Source organism: Kitasatospora sp. NPDC022785 (assembly GCF_055561295.1).
Window position 1 is genome coordinate 95,130 of sequence record NZ_JBVHHB010000021.1, and the last position, 21,390, is coordinate 116,519.

General features: G+C 73.3%; 16 protein-coding genes, 1 tRNA gene and 1 pseudogene. 9 read left to right on the plus strand and 9 right to left on the minus strand.

All coding sequences use genetic code 11. The features are described from left to right. Positions 1 to 106: 106 nt before the first annotated feature. Genes glp through ACZ3YO_RS28185 form a run of 3 tightly spaced genes read right to left on the minus strand, consistent with a single transcriptional unit; the run spans position 107 to position 3,344 of the window. Positions 107 to 1,474 (minus strand): molybdotransferase-like divisome protein Glp, encoded by a 1,368-nt coding sequence (gene glp / locus ACZ3YO_RS28175; protein WP_465574565.1) that lies wholly within the window; start codon positions 1,472 to 1,474, stop codon positions 107 to 109. Between the two features lie 27 nt (positions 1,475 to 1,501). Beyond that, on the minus strand, positions 1,502 to 2,422 hold the full coding sequence (galU, locus tag ACZ3YO_RS28180; protein WP_465574568.1) for a UTP--glucose-1-phosphate uridylyltransferase GalU: 921 nt from the start codon (positions 2,420 to 2,422) through the stop codon (positions 1,502 to 1,504). A gap of 13 nt (positions 2,423 to 2,435) precedes the next feature. Then, the gene (locus tag ACZ3YO_RS28185) at positions 2,436 to 3,344 is read right to left on the minus strand and encodes a GGDEF domain-containing protein (RefSeq protein ID WP_465574571.1); all 909 of its coding nucleotides are present in this window, start codon (positions 3,342 to 3,344) and stop codon (positions 2,436 to 2,438) included. A 105-nt stretch (positions 3,345 to 3,449) separates the two neighbouring features. Here ACZ3YO_RS28185 and ACZ3YO_RS28190 point away from each other — a divergent pair, with 105 nt between their 5' ends. Beyond that, entirely contained in the window at positions 3,450 to 4,025 is a 576-nt protein-coding gene (locus ACZ3YO_RS28190; RefSeq protein ID WP_465574746.1) for a 5-formyltetrahydrofolate cyclo-ligase, read from the plus strand. A gap of 80 nt (positions 4,026 to 4,105) precedes the next feature. Here ACZ3YO_RS28190 and ACZ3YO_RS28195 read toward each other — a convergent pair. Further along, positions 4,106 to 4,336, minus strand: a pseudogene (locus tag ACZ3YO_RS28195) (IS982 family transposase); the annotation flags it as partial. Between the two features lie 149 nt (positions 4,337 to 4,485). Between ACZ3YO_RS28195 and ACZ3YO_RS28200 the strand changes: the two are divergent. Beyond that, positions 4,486 to 4,827: a hypothetical protein gene (locus ACZ3YO_RS28200; protein WP_465574574.1), complete on the plus strand. Its 342-nt coding sequence runs from the start codon at positions 4,486 to 4,488 to the stop codon at positions 4,825 to 4,827. Between the two features lie 154 nt (positions 4,828 to 4,981). Here the strand turns inward: ACZ3YO_RS28200 and ACZ3YO_RS28205 are convergent, their stop codons facing one another. Further along, positions 4,982 to 7,699, minus strand: coding sequence for a penicillin acylase family protein (locus ACZ3YO_RS28205; protein ID WP_465574577.1), 2,718 nt, complete (start codon positions 7,697 to 7,699; stop codon positions 4,982 to 4,984). A 342-nt stretch (positions 7,700 to 8,041) separates the two neighbouring features. On the opposite strand from ACZ3YO_RS28205, the gene ACZ3YO_RS28210 reads away from it, so the two are divergent. The 4 genes from ACZ3YO_RS28210 to mscL all read left to right on the plus strand — a co-directional run bounded on the left by ACZ3YO_RS28210 (position 8,042) and on the right by mscL (position 12,873). Beyond that, positions 8,042 to 9,532 carry a potassium/proton antiporter gene (locus ACZ3YO_RS28210; RefSeq protein WP_396324491.1) on the plus strand — a complete coding sequence of 497 codons (1,491 nt, stop codon included), beginning with the start codon at positions 8,042 to 8,044 and terminating at the stop codon, positions 9,530 to 9,532. A gap of 465 nt (positions 9,533 to 9,997) precedes the next feature. Next, a complete protein-coding gene (locus ACZ3YO_RS28215; RefSeq protein ID WP_465574749.1) occupies positions 9,998 to 11,323 on the plus strand; it encodes an MFS transporter in 1,326 nt (441 codons plus the stop codon). Between the two features lie 147 nt (positions 11,324 to 11,470). Further along, entirely contained in the window at positions 11,471 to 11,782 is a 312-nt protein-coding gene (locus ACZ3YO_RS28220) for an FmdB family zinc ribbon protein (protein ID WP_465574580.1), read from the plus strand. A 671-nt stretch (positions 11,783 to 12,453) separates the two neighbouring features. Continuing rightward, entirely contained in the window at positions 12,454 to 12,873 is a 420-nt protein-coding gene (mscL, locus tag ACZ3YO_RS28225) for a large conductance mechanosensitive channel protein MscL (protein ID WP_465574582.1), read from the plus strand. A 137-nt stretch (positions 12,874 to 13,010) separates the two neighbouring features. Here mscL and ACZ3YO_RS28230 read toward each other — a convergent pair whose 3' ends face one another. Beyond that, positions 13,011 to 13,295, minus strand: coding sequence for a hypothetical protein (locus ACZ3YO_RS28230; protein WP_465574585.1), 285 nt, complete (start codon positions 13,293 to 13,295; stop codon positions 13,011 to 13,013). 175 nt (positions 13,296 to 13,470) lie between these two features. Continuing rightward, entirely contained in the window at positions 13,471 to 14,442 is a 972-nt protein-coding gene (locus tag ACZ3YO_RS28235) for a sigma-70 family RNA polymerase sigma factor (RefSeq protein ID WP_396324494.1), read from the minus strand. Positions 14,443 to 14,876: 434 nt separating this feature from the next. On the opposite strand from ACZ3YO_RS28235, the gene ACZ3YO_RS28240 reads away from it, so the two are divergent. Continuing rightward, the gene (locus ACZ3YO_RS28240; RefSeq protein ID WP_465574588.1) at positions 14,877 to 15,686 is read left to right on the plus strand and encodes a phosphatase PAP2 family protein; all 810 of its coding nucleotides are present in this window, start codon (positions 14,877 to 14,879) and stop codon (positions 15,684 to 15,686) included. A gap of 88 nt (positions 15,687 to 15,774) precedes the next feature. Here the strand turns inward: ACZ3YO_RS28240 and ACZ3YO_RS28245 are convergent, their stop codons facing one another. Continuing rightward, positions 15,775 to 18,285 (minus strand): ABC transporter permease, encoded by a 2,511-nt coding sequence (locus ACZ3YO_RS28245; protein WP_465574590.1) that lies wholly within the window; start codon positions 18,283 to 18,285, stop codon positions 15,775 to 15,777. A 229-nt stretch (positions 18,286 to 18,514) separates the two neighbouring features. Next, positions 18,515 to 18,587 (minus strand) — tRNA-Arg (locus tag ACZ3YO_RS28250). A gap of 195 nt (positions 18,588 to 18,782) precedes the next feature. On the opposite strand from ACZ3YO_RS28250, the gene ACZ3YO_RS28255 reads away from it, so the two are divergent. Beyond that, positions 18,783 to 20,324 carry a glycosyltransferase family 39 protein gene (locus tag ACZ3YO_RS28255; protein ID WP_465574593.1) on the plus strand — a complete coding sequence of 514 codons (1,542 nt, stop codon included), beginning with the start codon at positions 18,783 to 18,785 and terminating at the stop codon, positions 20,322 to 20,324. 128 nt (positions 20,325 to 20,452) lie between these two features. Further along, a complete protein-coding gene (locus ACZ3YO_RS28260; protein WP_465548150.1) occupies positions 20,453 to 21,343 on the plus strand; it encodes a YhjD/YihY/BrkB family envelope integrity protein in 891 nt (296 codons plus the stop codon). Positions 21,344 to 21,390 lie beyond the last annotated feature (47 nt).

A 21,390-nucleotide genomic window follows, 5' to 3' on the forward strand; every position in this document is an offset into this window, starting at 1 on the left:
GGTGCTCCAGGGGGCGCGCAGGTCGAATACCGCGCTACCGTACCCCCCGTCCCGGCCGGGGCGTGGGACGGGCCGCGTCCGCGAGACGGCCCGCCGCGCCGGCTGGTCAGCCGCCGAGCAGGACGACGTCCACCTCGCTGCCGGCGGGCAGCTCGGTGACGTCCTCGGGGACGGTGATCAGGCAGTCCGCCCGGGCCAGCGCGCCGACCAGGTGGGAGTCGGCCCCGCCGACCGGCTCGACCACGCCGGCCGCCGCGTCGTACCGGCCGCGCAGGAACTGCCGCCGGCCGGCCGGCGAGCGCAGCGTCGCGGGGCAGAGCGCGCGGACCACCGGGCGGTGGACGTCGGCGGCGCCGAGCATGGTGCGGATCACCGGGCGGACGAAGAGCTCGAAGGAGATGTAGGCGCTGACCGGGTTGCCGGGCAGGGCCATCAGCGGAACCCCGGCGCCGCCGGCCCCGGCACCGCTCCCGGCGCCGATCCGGCCGAAGCCCTGCGGCTTGCCGGGCTGCATCCGCAGCCGCCGGAAGTCGACTCCGCCGTAGGACTCGAAGACCTCCTTGACCACGTCGTACGCGCCGACGCTGACGCCGCCGCTGGTGACGATCAGGTCGGCCCGGCCGAGCTGGTCCTCCAGGACGGCGCGCAGCCGTGCCGCGTCGTCCGGGACGCCACCGACGCGGTAGGCGATGGCGCCGGCGTCGCGGGCCGCGGCGGTGAGGGTGAAGCTGTTGGAGTCGGAGATCCGGCCCGGGCCGACCGGCTCGCCGGGCTGGACCAGCTCGCTGCCGGTGGAGAGGACGACCACGCGCGGGCGCGGGCAGACCTTGACGGTGGCCCGGCCGATCGCGGCGAGCAGGCCGAGCTGGGCGGGGCCGAGCCGGGTGCCGGCCTCCAGCACCCGCGAGCCGGCCGCGACGTCGCTGCCGCGGCGGCGGATGTGGGCACCGTCGGAGACCGGGCGCAGCACCCGGACCTCCTCGTCCTCGACGGCGGCGGTCATCGCGTCGGCGGCCTGCCCGCTGCCGGTGGAGCCGTCGGTCCACTCGACCGGGGCGACGGCCTGGGCGCCGGGCGGGACGGGGGCGCCGGTCATGATCCGGGCGGCCTGGCCGGGGCCGACCTTCGGCAGTTCGCCGGCGCCGGCGGCGATGTCGCCGACCACCGCGAGCACCGAGGGGTACGCGGCGGTGGCGCCGGTGGTGTCGGCGGTACGGAGCGCGTAGCCGTCCATCGAGCTGTTGTCGAAGGGCGGCAGGTCGCCGTCGGCGAGCACGTCCTCGTCGAGCCGGCAGCCCTGGGCGTCGAGCAGCTGGAGCTCGATCGCGGGCAGCGGGCCGACGGTGGCCAGCACGTCGGCGAGGTGTTCGTCGACCGTCCAGAGCCTGGCCGGGCGAGCGGCCGGTGCCGGGTCCGCGGTCCCCTCGCAGCAGGCTGCGGCAGGGGTGGTGCTGCTTTCCGTGGACCCGGTCATCGGCTCACTCGCTCTCTGTTCGGTGGGTCAGTCCTGCAGCTCGGAGGCGACGAACTCGCGGAGCCAGGAGCGGAACTCCGGGCCGAGGTCCTCGCGCTCGGAGGCCAGTCGGACGATGGCGCGCAGGTAGTCCGCGCGGTCGCCGGTGTCGTAGCGGCGGCCCTTGAAGAGGACGCCGTGCACCTGGCCGCCGACCTCCGGCTCGCGGGTGGCCAGCTCGCGCAGGGCGTCGGTGAGCTGGATCTCGCCGCCGCGGCCGGGCGGGGTCTCGCGCAGCACGTCGAAGACCGAGGGGTCGAGGACGTAACGGCCGATGACGGCGTAGTTCGACGGGGCGTCGGCGGTCTCGGGCTTCTCGACCAGGTCGGTCACCTGGAAGACGTCCTCGCCGAAGCCGTTGGCCTTGACGGCCGCGCAGCCGTACAGGTGGATCTGGGAGGGGTCGACCTCCATCAGCGCGACGACCGAGCCGCCGAGCTCCTGCTGGACCTCGATCATGCGGGAGAGCAGCGGGTCGCGCGGGTCGATCAGGTCGTCGCCCAGCAGGACGGCGAAGGGCTGGCCGGCCACGTGCTGCTCGGCGACCGAGACGGCGTGGCCGAGGCCCTTGGGGTCGCCCTGGCGGACGTAGTGCATGTTGGCCAGGTCGACGGACTCGCGGACCCGGCGCAGGCGGTCCTGGTCACCCTTGCGGGCGAGCAGCTCCTCCAGCTCGTAGGCGCGGTCGAAGTGGTCCTCGAGGGCGCGCTTGTTACGGCCGGTGACCATCAGTATGTCGGACAGCCCGGCGGCGGCCGCCTCCTCGACGACGTACTGGATCGCAGGCTTGTCGACGACCGGCAGCATCTCCTTCGGAGTCGCCTTGGTCGCCGGGAGGAAGCGGGTACCCAGTCCGGCCGCGGGGACCACGGCCTTGGTTACCGGCACTCGAGAGCTGGTCGTCGTCATGCGTTTTACCTTACTAAGGCATGTTTACGCCTGGCCGAGCGCGGTTGACCGGTGATGACAGCGCGTCGCTGGGCCCGGCCACGATGGCAGGCAGGGGGGAAGTGACGGGAGAGGCGAGGGTGTCCCCTCCGGCACAGGCCGACAGACTACCCGCCTTTCCCGAACGGTCACGCTCGGCATCGGAGCTGCCCTCCGACCGCGGGGGGACCGTTCCGCGCCAGCAGTCCCCGCCTGCCGCCCGGGCCTCGGCGAGGGCCCGGTCGGCGACCCGGAGCAGGACGGCGGCGTGGGTGCCGTCCTCCGGCAGCACCGCGAGGCCGACGGCGGCGGTCAGCCCGTTGCCGTGCGGGCGACGGTCCTCGCGCGGGCCGGAGGACCAGTCCAGCAGCAGGTGGCGCCGGACCGACCAGACCAGCCGCTCGGCGACCTGCGCGGCGCCCTCGGCGCCGGTGTCCGGGAGCACGGCCAGGAACTCCTCGCCGCTGTACCGGCCGAAGGTGTCCGAGCGGCGGATCTCCATGCCGAGCCGCTGGGCGAGGTCGCGCAGCACCGCGTTGGCCCGGGCCCGGCCGTGCTCGGCGATGACCGCCTCGAAGCCCGCGATCTCCAGCAGCAGCACGGCCAGCGGGCGCGGGCCCTCCTGCTGCTCGGTCTGCTCGGCGCGACGGGCGCGCTCGATCTCACGGTCCAGGGTGAGCTGCAGGTGCCGGTAGTTCCAGACCCCGGTGAGCGGGTCGCAGGAGGCGGTGCGCTCCAGCTCGGCGCAGCGGGCCTCCAGCTCGGCGGCCCGCTCGCGCAGCGCGGCCTCGCGGGCCGCCCCGCCCCGCTCACCGCGGCGCAGTCGCAGGCCGAGCACGGTGGCGCCGGCCAGCGCGGGGACGCTCAGCGCGGCCAGGGCCTGGACCAGCAGCGGGGTGGACATCGGGGCGCCTTCCGCGTGTCAGGCTCTGGGCGTCGCCCGCACAGAGCCGGGGAGCACCGAACCGGGGAGGATCGGGCCGTGAAGGATCGAGCCGTGGAGCATCCCATGCACAACGAGAAGAACGCGCTGAGGACACGGCTGCTGTCGCAGCGGCGTGCGCTGTCGCCGGAGGCCCGGGAGGCGGCCGCGCAGGCGCTGGCCGGGCACGCCGGGGAGCTGGCCGCGCCGGGTGCCACGGTGGCCGCGTACGTGTCGGTCGGCGCCGAGCCGGGCACCCGGCCGCTGCTGGACGCGCTGCTGGCACGCGGGGTGCGGGTGCTGCTGCCGGTACTGCTGGCCGACAACGACCTGGACTGGGCCGCCTACGAGGGCCCGGGGGCGCTGGCGCCGGCCGGGCGCGGGCTCTTGGAGCCGGTCGGCGGCCGGCTCGGACCGGAGGCGGTGACGGGGGCGGAGCTGGTGCTGCTGCCGGGCCTGGCGGCGGACCGGCAGGGGCTGCGGCTGGGCCGGGGCGGCGGCTCGTACGACCGGGTGCTGGCCCGGCTGGGGCGGGCCGGGGTGCGCCCCCTGCTGGCCGTGCTGCTGTACGAGCACGAGCTGCTGGCGAGCGTGCCGGCTGAGCCGCACGACCTGCCGGTGGACGCCGCGCTCACGCCGTCGGGGCTGCACCGGCTGGGCTAGATGACTGATGCCAAGGACTTCAGTGGTCATATGCGGTCAGGGAGCGCATGACGGGCTGTCCAGTGCGGTCGTTGTGCCAGATCGTCGGCCTTGGCACCGGTCAGCGCGAACGCGACGGGTAGGCCGTGCAGGGTGAACACCGGGTGCAGCGGCAAGCCCCAGAAGAACCGCGAGTGGCTGGCGCGGTAGCCGTACTCGGCCCATCCGGCCAGCTCGGAGCGCTTGACCGTCTCCCGGGAGCGGCCGCACTCGATCGGGGTTGAGTCGACCACCCACACGTCGTCGGTCCACAGGCTGGTGTCAACGGCCAGCAGATCGTCGGTCTTCACATAGAGTGCGGCGGCGAGGGAGTCCAGATCAAGCGTCACAACCGATCTTTGGATTCCCTCGCTTCATGTCATGCGCGCGTGGTGGGGATAACCGGGTGTGTCGTCTGCGCGTCCGGCTTTACTCTGCGGCCATGAACTTCTCGTCCGGCTGGAGCGCCGGCCCGGCGTTCGACGACCAGGTCCTCACCGTCGAGATCGCTGGCTCGGTGCCGACGGCGGCCGACGCCCAGCAGGTGGCAGAGATCCTCTTCGGGCGGGGCTGGCGAGTGCGCAAGCAGTCCTGGACAGAGTTCGAAGCCGAGCACACCTACGCCCGGTTGTCGGTGCTCCCGCTGGACCCGGTGACCTTCATGGGCGAGATCGCGATCACCGGGATCACCGAGCTGATCGAGACCTTCGGCCGGATCGGCCACCGCTGCACCATCGAGCTTTACGACCCGGACAGTGGCGAACTCCTTGCCGAACGTCCGTAAATCGGCACCAAGCCGACAGATCGCCGCGCTTGTTGACCGCGAACGACCTCTAATCCTTGGCATCAGTCATCTAGGTCCTGGCCGTCGGGCCTGAACACGACCGTGGCCCCACCTTCCCGGAGCGGGGAGGGCGGGGCCACGGTCGTGCGGTGGGTCAGCCGGTGGTCAGCACCAGCTTGTGCTTGGCCGCCTTCTCGACCGCGTCCGGCGAGTAGGCCCAGGTCAGCAGCTTGCCGCCGAGCCAGAGGTCGGTCTGGTCGTTGTAGTTGGGGTGGAAGGCGTGCCCGGAGGCGCCGCCGACGTTGATCCAGCGCGAGGCGTCGAGGTCACTCAGGTCGACCACCATCCGCATCGACGGGATCCAGTCCACCTGGTAGCCGGCCGCCGCGTTCCAGCCCGCCGCGTCGACCGCCGCCGAGCCGCCGGAGAGGCGGTACGGGCCGCGGTTGAGCAGCTTGTGGACGACGCCGGAGGCGATCGAGGAGTCGTCGGTGCCCATGGTCTGCTCGCGCAGGGTCAGCTTGTGCAGTCGGCCCCAGCTCCAGGTCGAGATGTCCTTGCTGAGCAGCGAGGTGAGGTCCTGGCGGGCGTTCTTCATGGCCTCGGCGAGCAGGTTGTCGAGGCCCTTCTGCTCCTTGTGCTGCGAGTCGATGTACGTCCACCAGCTGCTGTCGGGCCTGTCGAGCTGCTGGCGCACCACCTCGGTCCAGCGGTCGCCGCCGTCCGGCTGGGCCTTGCCCGGGTCGCGGGTGCCGCACTCGGTGACGATCTGGGAGCTGCTGTCCGGCTTGGTCGGGTCGGTCTGCCGGCGGACCAGCAGGCAGTTGTCCTCGGCCCGCAGGTCGGCCGGGAACTTCTGGCCGAAGGAGAGGCTGAGCAGCTGGCGCCAGACGCCGTTGTAGTAGGCGGCGGCGGCCGAGTCGGCGTCCTGGTGGTAGTTCCAGTCCTTCAGCAGGTCCTGCGCCTCACGCACGTACGGGTCGTCGATCGGCACCTTGAGCAGCAGCGGGACCAGCTTCTTCGCGAGGATGCTGGTGTTGTCGAGCTGCATCTCCTGCATGTCGTCGGGCGAGATCCGGCCGTTGTTCCTGAGCTTGAGCTCGATCTGGTCGGTGATCTCCTTGGCCCGGGTGCCGTACTCCCAGTCCTTGGTCAGCAGGTACTTGTACGACGGGTCGACCACGGCCTGGTTGGCGGTGACGATGTAGCCGGCGGAGGGGTTGTAGCTGTAGGGCAGGGCGGTGAAGGGGATGGAGCCCTTCCACTGGTAGGCGGAGTCCCAGCCGGGGGCGGGGTAGCTGCCGTCGCCCTTGCCGCGCACGGGGATGTCGCCGGGGGCCTGGTAGCCGATGTTCGAGGCGTCGGCGTAGATCAGGTTCTGCGCGGGGACGGCGAAGTCCTTGGCGGCGCCCCGGAACTCCTCCCAGTTCTTGGCGCGGTCCAGCGCGAAGACGGCGTCCATGGTCTTGCCGGGGTTGAGTGCCGACCACTGCAGGGCGACGCCGTAGCCACCGGTGCCGCGGTCGGGGGCGGCGGTGCCGTTCGGGGCGTACTTGCCGACGTTCTGCTGCTCGGTGCTCTGGTCCGAGATCAGCGGGGCACCGGTCTGGGTGGTGCGGACGGTGATGGTGCGGTCCTCGCCGCCGGCGACCTTGATGGTCTCCTTGCGTAGCGCGAACTTCACCTCCTTGTTGTCCACGAGGTACGTCTCCGGGCCGGTGACCTTCTCCAGGTAGAGGTCGGTGACGTCGGCGCCCAGGTTGGTGAAGCCCCAGGCGATGTCCTTGTTGTGGCCGATCACCACGCCCGGCATGCCGGCGAAGGTGAAGCCCGAGACGTCGTACTGGCAGGCGGCCGAGGTGGTGCGGCAGTGCAGGCCCATCTGGTACCAGACCGAGGGCAGGCCGGGGCCCAGGTGCGGGTCGTTGGCCAGCAGCGGCTTGCCGGTGGTGGTGTGCGAGCCGGCGACGACCCAGGAGTTGGAGCCGATGCCCTGGCCCTGGCGGCCGAGCAGCTGCGGCATCGCGTCGATCCGGTCGGTGATGTCCTTGAGCGTCGCCTTGGTGGCGGCCGCGCCCTGGGCGGCGGTACCGGCGGCGCCGGCGTTGGCCTGGCCGGAACTGTCGGCGGGACGATAGGTGTCGCCGCTGACGGTGCCGGTCTTCACGATCGTGCCGTTGCTCGCGTACGGGTACTCCGGGTAGAGCTCGGCGATCTTCTCCGGGCTGAAGTCCTGGGCGAGCAGCGAGCGGTCGATCTCCTCCTGGAGGTTGCCGGAGAGGTTCCAGGCCATCGCCTTCAGCCAGGACACCGAGTCGACGGGCGTCCACTGCTCGGGCTTGTAGCCGCCGTTGACGACGCCGAGCAGCGTGTACTCCAGCGAGGCGCTCTGGCCGCCCGGGTGTTCGCCGAGCCAGGCGTTGACGCCGTCCGCGTAGGCCTGGAGGTACTTCTTGGTCTCGGGCGTGAGCTTCTCGTCGAACTCCTTCTGCGCCACCTGGCGCCAGCCCATGGTGCGGATGAAGGAGTCGGTCTCGACCTGGCTGTCACCGAACATCTCGGAGAGGCGGCCCGCGGTGATGTGCCGTCGGACGTCCATCTCCCAGAAGCGGTCCTGGGCCTGGACGTAGCCCTGGGCGCGGAAGAGGTCCTCGCTGGTGTCGGCGTAGAGCTGGGGGATGCCGTTGGCGTCCCGCTTGACGTCGACCGGCGCGCTCAGGCCCGCCACCTTGACGCTGCCGTCGACCTCCGGGAATGACGCGCGGACCGCGGCCACCCCCTGGTAGCCGCCGTAGCCGGCGCCGGCCACCAGCAGCACGACCAGCACGATCACGATCAGACGGGCGCGCCGGAACTTCTTCGAGCGGGGCATCTGGGTCCTTGCGGTCCTCGACTGGGGAGCAGGTGGGCGTGTCCAGGGCACTCGGCCATGACAGGGCACCACATTAGGCCGACTCGGCTGGCGGGCGTGCACGGGGGACGCTCACGGTGGGATCTGCGGAGGTCAGAGAAGCGCCGGAGAACCTTCCGGGGAACGGAGGCGGAGGCCGATGTCACAGGCGAAGCTAAAGATATGGCAAAATGTTAGACTGAGTAACGATCCGCAAGGGGAGCAATCGGCCATCCGGGCCCAGCCTCGCCTTCCGGTCGACTCCTTCGGCCTCACCGCCGTCAGACACCCCGCCCGCCCCCAGCCTGCCCGAGGTGCCCCTGCGTGAATGTCGACCACCTGAACCAGCTGCTCCTCGAGTTCTCCGTGATCCTGCTGGTCGCGGTGGTCGCCGTGCGCATCTCGACCCGGTCGGGACTGCCCAGCCTGCTGATCTACCTCGGCATCGGCGTCGCGCTCGGCCAGAACGGCCTCGGCGTCTCCTTCAACAACGCCGCGCTGACCCAGGTGCTCGGCTACGCCGCCCTGGTGGTGATCCTCGCCGAGGGCGGTCTCAAGACCAGCTGGCGTGAGGTCAGACCGGTGATGCCGGCCGCCACCGTGCTCGCCACCGTCGGCGTCGGGGTCAGCGTCTTCGTCACCGCCGCCGGCGCGCACTGGCTGGTCGGCCTCGACTGGCGCACCTCCATGCTGCTCGGCGCGATCGTCTCCTCGACCGACGCCGCGGCCGTCTTCTCCGTCCTGCGGATGGTGCCGCTGCCGCACCGGCTGACCGGCCTGCTGGAGGCCGAGTCCGGCTTCAACGACGCGCCCGTGGTCATCCTGGTCGTGGCCTTCGCCACCACCGGCGAACTGGACTCCTGGTACGTGCTGGCCGGCACGATCGTCGCCGAGCTGGCCATCGGCGCGGCCGTCGGCTTCGCGGTCGGCAAGATCGGCGCGTTCGGGATCAAGCACGTCGCGCTGCCGTCCTCCGGCCTCTACCCGATCGCCGTCATGGCGCTCACCGTGCTCGCCTACGCGGGCGGTGCGCTGCTGCACGGCTCCGGCTTCCTCGCCGTCTACATCAGCGCCGTCATCCTCGGCAACGCCAAGCTTCCGCACGGCCCGGCCGTCCGCGGCTTCGCCGACGGCCTGGCCTGGATCGGTCAGATCGGCATGTTCGTGCTGCTCGGCCTGCTCTGCACCCCCGAGACGATGGGCTCGGCCGTGGTGCCCGCGCTGGTGATCGGTGCCGTCCTGGTCTTCGTGGCGCGGCCGCTCTCGGTCGTGCTGACCCTGACGCCGTTCAAGCTGCCCGCGCGCGAACAGGCGCTGCTGAGCTGGGCCGGGCTGCGCGGGGCGGTGCCCATCGTGCTGGCCACCATCCCGATGGTGGCGGACGCGCCGATGGCCCAGGACGTCTTCAACATCGTCTTCATCCTGGTCGTGGTCTTCACCCTGCTCCAGGGGCCGACCCTGCCCCTGGTCGCCAGGTGGCTGCGGATCGGCGAGGGCTCGATGGGCCAGGACCTCGGCATCGAGTCCGCCCCGCTGGAGAAGCTGCACGGGCACCTGCTGTCGGTGGCACTGTCCCCGAACTCGAAGATGTCGGGCGTGGAGATCGGCGAGCTGCGGCTGCCGGCCGGCGCGGCGGTCACCCTGGTCGTCCGCGAGGGGAGCAGCTTCGTGCCGGACAAGGCCACCGTGCTGCGCGGCGGCGACGAGCTGCTGGTGGTCACCACGGACGACGTGAGCGAGGCGGCGGAGCGGCGGCTGCGGGCCGTGGACAAGGGCGGCAAGCTCGCCGGGTGGCTGTACGGGCGGGGGGCCTGAGCGTCGCGGGCGGGGGGCCTGAGCGTCGCGGGCGGGGGCCGGGAGCGCCACGGGGGCGGGGGCCGGGAGCGCAACGGGGGCGTGGACCCGGGGTGCCGCGGGCGGGGGCCTTGGGGCGCCGCGGGCAGGGGTCCTGAAGGGTTCGTCCGGCGTTCACCTTCAATTGGCAGGACAATTTTGGACGGGCCCTGTACTGTGGAGGCAAGCGCGACATCTACGCGCGTATATGTATGATGGTTGATACACACCCAGCATCTGCCTGACGCAGAGTTGGCGCGACCGCTCGGCGGCCGCGGCCAGACCCCCGGAAACCACGCCGGGCCGGCCCGGTAACTACCCCGGTCGACGCGCGAGAGGACGACTCTCGGCGCCGTCGGGGCCACCCCATGCCCCTTCCGCGCTACCAGGCAGCAGGAAGGACCGACCGTGACGGCCCGCCGAACGGTCGACAACAGCGGCGTCCCGATGGACGCCCCCTCGGGCACCTCGCCGGACACCGCGTCCGCCACCGAGGCCCCCGCCCGCGTCGGGTACGGCGCACTGCTGCGCACCCCGGGCGCCTGGACGTTCCTGGCGCCCGCCTTCGCCGCGCGACTCCCGTACGCCATGCTCAGCCTGGGCATCCTGCTGCTCGTCTTCGACACCCACGGCTCGTACGGCACGGCCGGCACCGTCGCGGCCGTCTCGGCCGTCGCCCAGGCCCTCGTCGGCCCGCAGACCGGCCGGCTGGCCGACCGGTACGGCCAGGCCGCCGTCCTGGTGCCGAGCGTGATCGTGCACGCCGTCTCGGTCGGCGCGCTGATCGCGCTGGCGCTCGGCCACGCCCCCGCCTGGGCCCTGCTGCTGGCCGCCGCGCCGGCCGGCGCCAGCGTGCCGCAGATCGGCGCGATGGTGCGCTCCCGCTGGGTCGCCAAGCTCTCCGCCGACGGTGCGCCCCCGGCCAAGCTGAACACCGCGTTCGCCTTCGAGTCGGTGACGGACGAGTTCACCTTCGTGATCGGCCCCGTGCTGGCCAGCGCCATCGCCACCTCGGTCAACCCCTCGGCCGGGCTGATCGCCGAGGCCGCGCTGACCGTCGCCGGCGGGCTCGCCTTCGCCGCGCAGCGCCGCACCGCCCCCGCCCGGCACCCGCACCAGCCGGGGGCCCGCCGTGTCTCGGCGCTCTCCTCGCCCGGTGTCCGGCTGCTGGCCGGCGCGTTCCTGGGCGTCGGCACCGTCTTCGGCGGGATGCAGGTCTCGGTGACCGCCTTCACCGAGTCCGTCGGCCAGCCCGGTGCCAACGGCACGGTGTACGGGATCTTCGCCGGCGGCTCGATGCTGGCCGGTGTGCTCTACGGCATGATCGCCTGGCGCCGGGCCGCCCAGCAGCGGCTGCTGGCCAGCTACGCGCTGCTGGTGCTGGGATGCTCGACGCTCTGGGCGATGCCCAACCTGGTCGCGCTGTCCGTCGCCGGCCTCGTCTGCGGCCTGGCCATCGCGCCTACGCTGATCACCGGCTACACCCTGGTCGAGACGCTGGTCGCGGACGGCGCCAAGACGGAGGCCTTCACCTGGCTGACCGGCGCCATCGGCCTCGGCCTGGCGACCGGCTCCACGGTGGCCGGGCGGCTGATCGACAGCCACGGGCCGTCGGCCGGGTTCCTGGTGCCGGTGGCCGGCGCCGGGCTGGGCCTGGTCGCTCTGGTCGTGCTGCGGCACCTGCTGGTCGCGCCGAGCGCCACGAGCACGGTGGTCGCGGGCGGCGGCGAGCGGCCCGTGACGCGGCAGCTGGTGGGTGCGGCCAAGGGCTGAGCCGAGCGCCTACAGCACTCACGCGGGGGTCGCCACACGGCGGCCCCCGGCTCATCTCACATTCGAGTCGCTGGACTGATGCAGCGGAATGCCGCATCATTGACCATCGTTAGCACTCATCAGGCGAGAGTGCCAGGAGGAAGACAAGTGCCCACGTACCAGTACCAGTGCACCGAGTGCGGCAACGGCCTGGAGGCGGTGCAGAAGTTCACCGACGAGGCGCTGACCACGTGCCCCGACTGCCAGGGACGGCTCCGCAAAGTCTTCTCGGCCGTGGGTGTGGTCTTCAAGGGTTCCGGCTTCTACCGGACCGACAGCCGCTCGTCCTCCACCAGCTCGGTGGGCGCGGGTTCGTCCTCGTCGACCTCGTCCTCCTCGACCGCCCCGGCCTCGTCCTCGGGCGGCTCCGCCCCCGCGGCGAGCCCCGCTCCGGCGGCCGCGGCGAAGCCGGCCGGCTGATCCCAGGCTTTCGAAAGGCCCGTTGACCCCGCTCCGGCGGGGCCCGCGGGCCTTTCGCGTTCCCGACCTTCCCCTTTTGTATTCCCGGGCCCTATCGCGCTCCCCGATCCCTCTTGCGCCCCCGCGGTCATGGGGATTCCTGCGGTCATGGGGGATTCCTGCGGTCATGGGGCGCTCCTGCGGTCACATGGAATTCCCGCGACCATTGAATTAGCCCGTGCGGGTGACGGAGTTCATCCACAGCCCCGGGTTTTCCACAGGTTCCGGGAAAGCCCTTCCGCCGGACCTGCGAGCCGCCCAGAGTGTGCGTCATCAGAAGCCGGCCCACCCGGAGCCGGCGCCCTGCGACCACCGGCGGTGCCCATGACGACCACGAGCCTCCCCCTTCCGTTCCCGCTCCCCGCGCCCGCCGTCCCGCCACGGCGGGAGGTGCCGTCGTTCCCGCCGATCCGGCGCGGGTCCGGCCGGCTCCACCGGCTCCGGCAGGCCCTGCGGCACCGGCCGGGGCTGCCCGCGCTGCTCCTTCTCGCCGTGGCCGCGGCACTGGCGTCCGGGCCCGCATGGGCGGGCCTGTCACCGCCCGGAGCCGCGCCCGTCCACCAAACGGGTTGTCAATCGGATGGCGGCGAAGATCACCCGTAACCGGACAACGACTTCGTCGTTCACGCGGCATGAAAGGCTTCAAAGAATTCCTGCTGCGTGGAAATGTCGTCGATCTCGCCGTCGCCGTGGTCATCGGCGCGGCATTCACCAACATCGTCAACGCCTTCGTCAAGGGCGTGATCAATCCGATTGTCGGCGCATATGGCCCCAAGGACCTGAACTCCTACACGTCCTGCCTCAAGGGTCCCTGTGAGCTGAGCTCGAGCGGCGAGGTCACATCCGGCGTCCTGATCCTCTGGGGCTCCGTGCTGAGCGCGGCCCTGCAGTTCCTGATCACCGCGGCCGTCGTCTACTTCTGTCTGGTCCTGCCCATGATCAAGTACACCGCCAAGCGCAAAACCCTTGCCGCGGCCCAGGCGGAGGCAGACGCCAAGGAGGTCGTCCTGCTCACCCAGATCCGCGATGCGCTGGTCACGCAGCAGCGCTGAGCCGGCCGGCGCCGCGCAGCGCTGCGCTGCGCTGCAGTGAGTTGAGCTGTGCCGCGCTGCCGGGCCGCTCGGTTCGGTTCAGGGCGGTCCGGTTCAGGGCGGTCCGGCGCGGCGGCTCGGCGCGCCCCGGGCCCCGGTCAGTCGCCGTGGTGCGGCGGGCGCTGGCTCAGGTACCAGTCCAGCCCCCGCCCGCTGCTCTCCCCCGCGGCCGGGCGGCCGCCCCAGCCGGTATCGCTGTCGTCCCGGGACTGCTGGTCCAGCGGGTCGCGGAAGACCAGCCGCGCCTTGGGCGCCGCCTCGGCGGCGGGGGCGGCAGGGGCCTCGGTCGGCGCGGGGTCCGTGGTCGGCGCGGGGCCCGTGGTCGCCGTCCGGTCCTGGTCCTCGGTCGGTGCGCCGTCCCGCACGGGCTTCTGCTCGGTCACCGGCCGGCCTCCGTCTTGCACGTTGTCCACTCCTCCAGCCTAGAAGCTCCCGGCGCCGGCACCGGCCCCGACGCCGACCCACCGTCCGGGCACGCAGGCGGGCCCTGGTGCGGGGCGCGTTCCACACCAGGGCCCGGGAACAGCAGTCGGGGCGGCCGAGGCGGCCCGCAGGCCCTCAGGCGGCCTCGAAGCCCGCATGGTCGGCGATCTTCTTCAGCTCGGCCAGCGCGTGCTTCTCGATCTGGCGGATCCGCTCGCGGGTCAGCCCGTGCTGCTTGCCGACCTCGGTCAGAGTCCGCTCGCGACCGTCCTCCATCCCGTACCGGGACCGGATGATCGACGCCGTACGGTCGTCCAGCCGCCCGATCAGGTCGTCCAGCTCCTCGCGGCGGAGCATGACCATCACGGCGTCCTCCGGGGACGTCGCCCCGGTGTCCTCGACGAGGTCACCGAACTGGGTCTCGCCCTCGTCGTCGACGGACATGTTGAGGCTCACCGGGTCGCGCGCCCAGTCCAGCACGTCCTTGATCCGCGCCTCGGTCGTGTCCAGCTCGGCCGCGATCTCGGCCGGCTCGGCCTCGCGGCCCAGCTCCTTGGACTTCTCGCGCTGCACCCTCCGGATCCGGCCCAGCTCCTCGACCAGGTGGACGGGCAGGCGGATCGTCCGCGACTGGTCGGCGATCGACCGGGTGATCGCCTGCCGGATCCACCAGGTCGCGTAGGTGGAGAACTTGAAGCCCTTCGCGTAGTCGAACTTCTCGACCGCCCTCACCAGGCCGGCGTTGCCCTCCTGGATGAGGTCCAGGAGCGGCAGCCCGCTGCGCGGGTAGCGACGGGCGACGGCGACCACGAGACGGAGGTTGGAGCGGATGAAGACGTCCTTGGCGCGTTCGGCATCCTCGGCTATCGCTTCGAGCTCCTCGCGCTCGACGCCCTTGGGCAGCTCTCCTCCGTCCAGCAGGTGCTGGGCGTACACGCCGGCCTCGATCCGCAGCGAGAGCTCGACCTCCTCGGCGGCATCGAGCAGGGGCGTCCTGGCGATCTCGTCGAGGTACATACCGACCAGGTCACGGTCGGCCTCAAGGTTGGTCGGGCGGGCCGCGCGAGTCCGGTCGGCCCTGTCGCGAACGACGGCACGGGTGGCCATGCTTGCTCCCTTTGCTGGTGTTGCCGAGGTCTGCCTGCCTGCCCTGAGAGGGCAAGAAGTGCGGGCCCCACGGGGCTCACACGTAACGATCCAACGAACAGATTCCGGACAACATTCCCAAGTCGCTCAGATTCTTCCAGCGATGCAGTATCCTGCCGGTTTTCACCCCGGTCATGGACGGAGGGTGACCACTCCGGTGCATCGGGTGTCTATCGGGTGACCGGTTCGGAGCGGCGCGGCGCTCGTCCCTTCGCAGCCCCTTCACCGCTCCACCCCTTTCCTTCGTGAACCTCCGGGCCGCCGCCTGCGTTCCCACGCCACCGGGATTCCACCCGCACCCACGCCCCGGCGCACGCAGGTCCTCCGCACAAAAGATGCCAAATCGCTATCGGTCGAGCGCCCGCTGGGCACACCGCACTGGGAAGGTGTCAGCCATGCACCTGACCAACAGCTCGTCGCCCATCACCCCGCGTAGTCGGCACCTTCGCCGGCACGTGGCGCTCGCGACCGGTTGTGCCGTGCTGTTCGGCATCCTGGCGGCGCTCGTGCAGACCGGGTGGCACCCGCTCGCCCGGTTCGACCACGCGTGGATCGACAGCACGCACCGCTACGCCCGGGAGCACACGGCCTGGACCGCCTCGGTGCAGACGCTCTCCGACATCGGCGGCACGATCACCATGCGGACGCTGCTCGGCCTCGCCGCGCTCTGGCTCTGGCTGATCGGCGCACGGGTGCTGGCCGGCTGGGTGGTGGCACAGACCCTGGTCGGCTGGGGCGCGCAGTGGGCGCTGAAGCTCGCCTTCGACCGCCAGCGGCCGTCCTTCACCGACCCGGTCTCACACGCCGGCGGCCCGGCGCTCCCCTCCGGGCACGCGATGGCCTCCACCATCGCCTGTGCCGTGCTGGCCGGGCTGCTCTGGTCGCAGACCCGGCGCGGCGGGCGGATCGCCGCCTGCGCCGTCGCCGCGGTGACGGTACTGGCGATCGGCTGGACCAGGATCGCCCTCGGGGTGCACTGGCCGAGCGACGTCCTGGGCGGGTGGCTGGCCGCCGGGTCCGTGCTGGGGGCGGTCACCGTCGCCGTCGAGCTCTGGCGGCCCGGCGCCCTGGCCCGGGACGTCCGGCGGGTCAACTGGCGGACCAGGCCGAGGGTCCAGCGCGTCCTGGTCTCCCCGGCCAGGCCCGCCCCCTACGACCCGGCCTTCGATGACGCCACCGACCACCCGGACGGCGCGGCGGGCTAGGGAGGCTGGGGCGCCCGGCCGCGGCGGTTCGCCGCCGCTGTGCGCCACCGCCACCGCCGGGGCCCGTGGAACCCCGGGGCCCGCGAAGTCACGCCGTGTGCAACGCGTCCACCACCGTCATCCGCCCCACCCGGCGGGCCGGGAGGACGGCCGCGGCGAGGCCGGTCAGCACGGTGAGCACCAGGGCCGCGAGCACCAGGAGGACGGGCGGCCCGCCGACCGTGCCCAGGGTCGAGGTGACGGACCGGGCGGCCGCCCAGCCGTAGGCCAGGCCCAGGCCGGTGCCGACCAGGGCGCCGGCCAGCGCCAGCAGGACCGCCTCCAGGGTGAGCATCCGGCGCAGCTGCTGCCGGGACATCCCGATCGCCCGCAGCATGCCGATCTCCCGGGAGCGCTCGCTGACGCTGAGCATCAGGGTGGCGGCGACGCCGAGGCCGGCGATCACCACGGAGAAGCCGAGCAGGGCCATGCTGATCAGCATCATCCGGTCCAGCAGCGACCGCAGGCCCTCGGCCTGCGCGGCCGTGTCGGTGACGGTGAGTTGCGGCTGCCCGTCCAGGGCCCGGTCCATCGCCTGGCGGGCGGCGAGCCGGTCGGCCCCGGCGGCGGGGCTGATCCAGGCCGTGGTGACGGCCGCCCCCGGGGCGAGCCGCTCCAGGGTGGCCGGGGTGACGAAGAGGACGGCCCCGCTCTGGAGCACGAACGGCAGCGCGCTGCGGCCGGGCTCGATCCGCAGGGTGGCGGCGGGCGCTCCCGCCCGGCCGGCGACCACGTGCTCACCGTTCCCGCGGGGGCCGGCCGGTCCGTCGTCGCCGAAGCCGCTGAGGGCCGTGCCGCCGGCCAGCGCCCGGGCCCGGTCGGCCCCGTCGGTGGCCGGGCCGAGCAGCGCCGGGTCGGCCGCCGCCACCAGCGTGCTGCGGCCGTCGATCTCCAGCGTGGCCGAGCGGACGGGCGTGACGCCGAGCGTCCGCTCCCGTCCGAGCGCGGTCAGCGCCCCGGCCGGCAGCGAGGCGCCACCGGGGGCGGTCACCGAGAAGACGCCGGGCTGGCGGGCGGAGACGGCCGGGACGAGGGAGTTGGAGGTGATCTCCAGCGCGGTGACGGCGCTCACCATCACCGTCACGCCGAGCAGCAGGGCCGATCCGGTGGCGCCGGTGCGGGCCGGGTTCAGCCGCAGCTGCTGGGTGGCGAGCCTGCCCGCCGTCCCGCAGAGCCGCCGCACCGGTACGCCCAGCCCCGCGACGACCGCCGGCAGCAGGCGGTGGCAGAGCCGCAGGACCCCGAAGAAGCTGCTGATCGCGCCCAGCGTGACGGCCAGCAGCGACAGCGGCGGCCCTGCCACCACCCCGGCCACCAGCAGCGCGGTGCCCGCCACCAGGAGCAGCACGGACAGCGCCGCCGCGCGCAGCCCGGCGGCTCCGGTGGTGCCGCCGGCGGCGCCCCCGAGCGCCGCGACGGGCGGCACCGCCGAGGCGGCCTTCGCCGGTCCGCGCACGGCGAGCACCGTGAGCAGGACACCGAACATCCCGGCCGCCACGCAGGTGAGCGGGGACGGCGTGAGGGAGAGGCGGACCGGCCCGAGGTCGGCGGTGCCGGCCAGCACGGTGCCGGCGGCGCAGAGCCCCGTCCCGAGCAGCACCCCGGCGGCAGACGCGCCCGTGCCGAGCAGCAGCCCCTGGCGGCGGATCAGCCGCCGGACCTGCGCCCGGTCGGCGCCCACACACCGCAGCAGGGCCAGCTGGCGGGCCCGCTGGGCGAGGACGACGGAGAAGGTGTTGCCGACGACCATGCGGGCCACGGCGAGGGCGATCAGCACGAACGACAGCGCCGCGATCAGCACCACCCCGTAGAGCGTCCTGCTCTGCCGGGTCGCCTCGGCGACGGAGGCGTCGTGGGTGCGGACCTCGGCCCCGCCGCCGAGGGCCTGCCGCAGGGCCTCGGCGGTCTGCGAGCGCGAGGCGCCGGGGGCGAGGCGCAGGTCGAGCCGGGCGGTGCCGACGCCGGTCGCGTACTGCGCCACGGCGTCGTCCGGCACCGCGACGACCGGGCTCCCGGCGAGGCTGGGCGCGCCGCGGCCGTCCAGGGTGCCGGCCAGGCGGACGGTGCCGGTGGTGCCGTCGGCACGGGTCAGCCGGACGTCCGAGCCGGGCCGGGCGTCGACCCGCCGGGCGGTGTCGGCGTCGAGCAGCACCTCGCCGGGGCCGGCCGGCCACCGGCCGTCCTTGAGCAGCTGCCAGCGCAGCGCCGGGTCGGCCGCGATCGAGCTGACCACGGCCGGCTCGTCCAGCGGCCGCCCGGCGGAGGTCAGCACCCCGCCCCGGCCGACCAGCCGCGCCGACACCGCGGCCACCCCGGGCACCTGCCGCGCCCGGTCGGCCGTCCCTGGCTCCAGCGGGCCCTGTGCCTGCGCCCCGGTCACCTGGACGTCGGCCGGCCCGACCTCGGCGGCGGCGGTCTGGCTGAACGAGTCGACCAGGGCCCCGCTGCCGCTGACCGAGGTGATCAGGAAGGCCACCCCCAGTGCGATCGCCGCCCCGGTGAGGACCAACTGCCGGAGCTGGCCGCGCAGCTCGGCCAGGGTGTATCGGTACGTCGTCATCGTCCCTCGGCTCAACCGCCTGACCAGCCGTGATGCGCCGTCAGGATCATGATCGAGCCTAGGTCGGCCGGCCCCCGCCCCCCGTCAGCACGACGTCGCATCCTTGATCACTCCGAGGTCTGAGCCCCTCCGCCCGCCCGTCCTCCTCGGGAGGTACGCCGCCCCTGACGAAAAAGCGGGAAGCCCCGGACCATGGCGGTCCGGGGCTTCCCTCGGGTCGTTCCCACTGTGCCCCAGGCAGGATTCGAACCTGCGACACCGGCTTTAGGAGAGCCGTGCTCTATCCCCTGAGCTACTGAGGCGCGCTCGGTGGACAGCGTACCGGATCGGGGATGGGGCGGGCGTTGAGGTTTCCGCGATGCGCGGGTGACCGGGGAGGCGCGTGCGGCGGGGGGCGGGGCCGGTGCCCAGAGGGGCGACTGCCGACTGGGCGTCAGGGGACGTCCAGTAGCCTGCGAGGGACTGCCCAGCACCCGTACGACCACGAAGGCCGCCCGATGAGACCAGCTGCCGCCCCGCACCCGGCTCTCCGCCTGCTCGGGCAGGTCTGGCTGTGGCCCGCGCTGGCCATGCTCTGCATCGGCGGGTACCGGCTCGGGACGCCCGAGCTGTGGCGGGACGAGGTGTCGACCTGGACCGCGGCGACCCGGCCGCTCGGCGACCTGCTCAGGCTGCTCCAGCACATCGACGCCAGCAACGGTGCCTACTACCTGCTGATGCACGGCTGGACCACGGTGGCCGGCGACTCCGTGATCGCGCTGCGGCTGCCCTCGGTGCTGGCGATGGCCGGCGCGGCGGCGTTCGTGGCGCTCACCGCTCAGCGGCTGTTCGGGGGCCGGGTGGCGGCGGTCGGTGGCGGGCTGCTGTTCGCCGTCGTGCCGCTGATCTCCCGGTACGCCCAGGAGGCCCGCTCGTACGCGCTGGTGACCTGTGCGGTCGCCGCGGCGACCTGGTTCCTGCTGCGCGCGCTGGAGCGGCCGGGGCTGCGGCGCTGGGCGCCGTACTGCGTGGCGATGGCGATGGCCGGGGCGGGCCACCTGATCTCGTTCAGCACCGTCGCCGGGCAGGTGGCGGTGGTGCTGCTGCACCTCTGGCAGACCCGCGGCGCGGTGCAGCGGCGGCTGCTCTGGCAGTTCCCGGCGGCGGTGGCCGTGGCGGCGCTGCCGGCCGTACCGGTGCTGCTGCTGGGCAGCCGGCAGTCCGGGCGGCAGCTGGGCTGGATCGGCACGCCGTCCCTCTACCAGCTGCGGCACTTCGGCGAGCCGCTGTTCGGCTCGGCCGGGGTGTTCCACACCTTCCTCCTGCTCGCCCTGCTGGCGCTGGCGCTGCCCGGGCGGCGGCTGCCCGCACTGCAGCTGCTGCTGCTCGCCGTCCTGCCGGTGATGTCCGTCTGGCTGGTTTCGCGGGGCAGCACCTCGTACTTCGTCGACCGGTATCTGCTGTTCACCGTCCCGGCCTGGGCGGCGCTGGCCGGCGGCGGGGTCCGGGCGGTGTACACGACGCTGGCGGCGGCGGCCCGGCGCAGCCGGACCCCGGGGCAGGTCCGGGCCGCCGGGGTGCTGGTGGCGGTCGGGCTGCTGGCGGTGCCCGCGCTGGTGGCGCTGCCGAAGCAGTCCTCGGTGCGGGACGCCGGCTCGCACTCCTTCTCCCGCGAGCCGTACCGGGCGGCCGCCGAGCTGATCGCGGCCGGCTACCGGCCCGGGGACGGCCTGGCGGTCCCGCTGGGCAACCAGAGCTGGTCGATGGTCGGGCCGGGCGTCTCCTACTACCTGCCGGCGGACGTCCGCCCGTACCCGGTCTTCGTCGAGCAGAGTGCGGAGCAGGCGGAGGACCTCTTCCCCTCCGTCTGTCCGCGGCCGGACGAGTGCCTCGGGCAGGGGCAGCGGATATGGCTGCTGGTGCTCGGGGACACCACCGAGCCGCTCGCCGCCATGCCCGACGACCAGGCGCAGGCGCTCCGGGCGCGGTACGGCGCACCGGGCCGGGTGACCCCGCTCGGCGGCGTGACGCTCGCCGTGCTGGACCGCACCGCCCGCTGACGGGCCGGCCGCGGCGCTCGCCGCCTCCCGGATGCGGGTGCGCGGGGGCCGGGCGACCATGGAGCACGGCGATCAGGGCGCCTCCGCCCTGCGGCCCACGGCCGCGACAGCCCCGGGAGGACGAGCCCGTGAGCGAGCAGCCGGCCGGGCGGATGGCCCGGCTGAGGAAGCGGTCGGCGGAGCTGGCCCGCTACGGCCGCGGGCTGCCCGAGCACGTGCCACTGGTCGGCCGGGCCCTCGGCCAGCTGCTCCGGGTGAACCTGCTGGACAGCGCGACCCGGCTGGCCGCGCAGGCCTTCCTGAGCGCGCTGCCCGCGCTGTTCGTGGTCTCGGTGTTCGCCCCGGCCGCGCTCCGCAACGGCATGGCGACCTCGCTCCGCAAGGAGCTGGGCCTGCAGGGCGCGGCCCAGCAGTCGGTCCAGCAGTTGCTGCAGACCAGCCACGAACAGGAGACCGGCGTCGGGGTGCTCGGCGCGCTGGTGACACTGCTGTCGGCGACGGCGCTGAGCCGGGCGATGCAGCGGGTCTGCGAGCGCTGTTGGGAGCTGCCCAAGTCGGGGACCCGGCTGGCGGCCTGGCGCTGGCTGGTCTGGCTGGTGGTCTGGCTGGCCTACCTGGTGTGCCAGACCCCCGTACGGGAGGGCTTCGGGCTCGGTGCCTGGCTGGGGATCCCGCTGGCCTATCTCCTCACGACGGCCATCTGGTGGTGGACGCAGCACCTGCTGCTGGTCGGCCGGGTGCGCTGGCTGCCGTTGCTGCCGGGTGCGCTGCTCTGCGGGGTCGTGGTGGGCGGCCTGGGGATCGCCGCCCGGGTCTACCTGCCCCGGGCGATGTCGCGCAGCGTGGCCCAGTTCGGACCGTACGGGGTGGTCTTCACCAGCCTCTCGTGGCTGATCGTGGCCTTCACCGGACTGACGCTGGCGATCGCGCTGGGCCGGGTGGTGTCCGAGGAGGAGATGGTGGCCCGCCGGCTGGGCACCCGCACCGAGCCGGGCCGTTGGGGCGGCGCCCGGCTCTGACCCCGCGAGGCCACCGCCACCGGAAGCACCGGAAAGCACCCGGAAGC

Bases quoted from the DNA above. Each gene is read 5' to 3' on its own strand.
- ACZ3YO_RS28185 (WP_465574571.1), bottom strand. From the start codon at position 3,344: ATGTCCACCCCGCTGCTGGTCCAGGCCCTGGCCGCGCTGAGCGTCCCC.
- mscL (WP_465574582.1), top strand. From the start codon at position 12,454: ATGAAAGGCTTCAAAGAATTCCTGCTGCGTGGAAATGTCGTCGATCTC.
- ACZ3YO_RS28240 (WP_465574588.1), top strand. From the start codon at position 14,877: ATGCACCTGACCAACAGCTCGTCGCCCATCACCCCGCGTAGTCGGCAC.
- galU (WP_465574568.1), bottom strand. From the start codon at position 2,422: ATGACGACGACCAGCTCTCGAGTGCCGGTAACCAAGGCCGTGGTCCCC.
- ACZ3YO_RS28245 (WP_465574590.1), bottom strand. From the start codon at position 18,285: ATGACGACGTACCGATACACCCTGGCCGAGCTGCGCGGCCAGCTCCGG.
- glp (WP_465574565.1), bottom strand. From the start codon at position 1,474: ATGACCGGGTCCACGGAAAGCAGCACCACCCCTGCCGCAGCCTGCTGC.
- ACZ3YO_RS28190 (WP_465574746.1), top strand. From the start codon at position 3,450: ATGCACAACGAGAAGAACGCGCTGAGGACACGGCTGCTGTCGCAGCGG.
- ACZ3YO_RS28200 (WP_465574574.1), top strand. From the start codon at position 4,486: ATGAACTTCTCGTCCGGCTGGAGCGCCGGCCCGGCGTTCGACGACCAG.
- ACZ3YO_RS28255 (WP_465574593.1), top strand. From the start codon at position 18,783: ATGAGACCAGCTGCCGCCCCGCACCCGGCTCTCCGCCTGCTCGGGCAG.
- ACZ3YO_RS28215 (WP_465574749.1), top strand. From the start codon at position 9,998: ATGGACGCCCCCTCGGGCACCTCGCCGGACACCGCGTCCGCCACCGAG.
- ACZ3YO_RS28235 (WP_396324494.1), bottom strand. From the start codon at position 14,442: ATGGCCACCCGTGCCGTCGTTCGCGACAGGGCCGACCGGACTCGCGCG.
- ACZ3YO_RS28205 (WP_465574577.1), bottom strand. From the start codon at position 7,699: ATGCCCCGCTCGAAGAAGTTCCGGCGCGCCCGTCTGATCGTGATCGTG.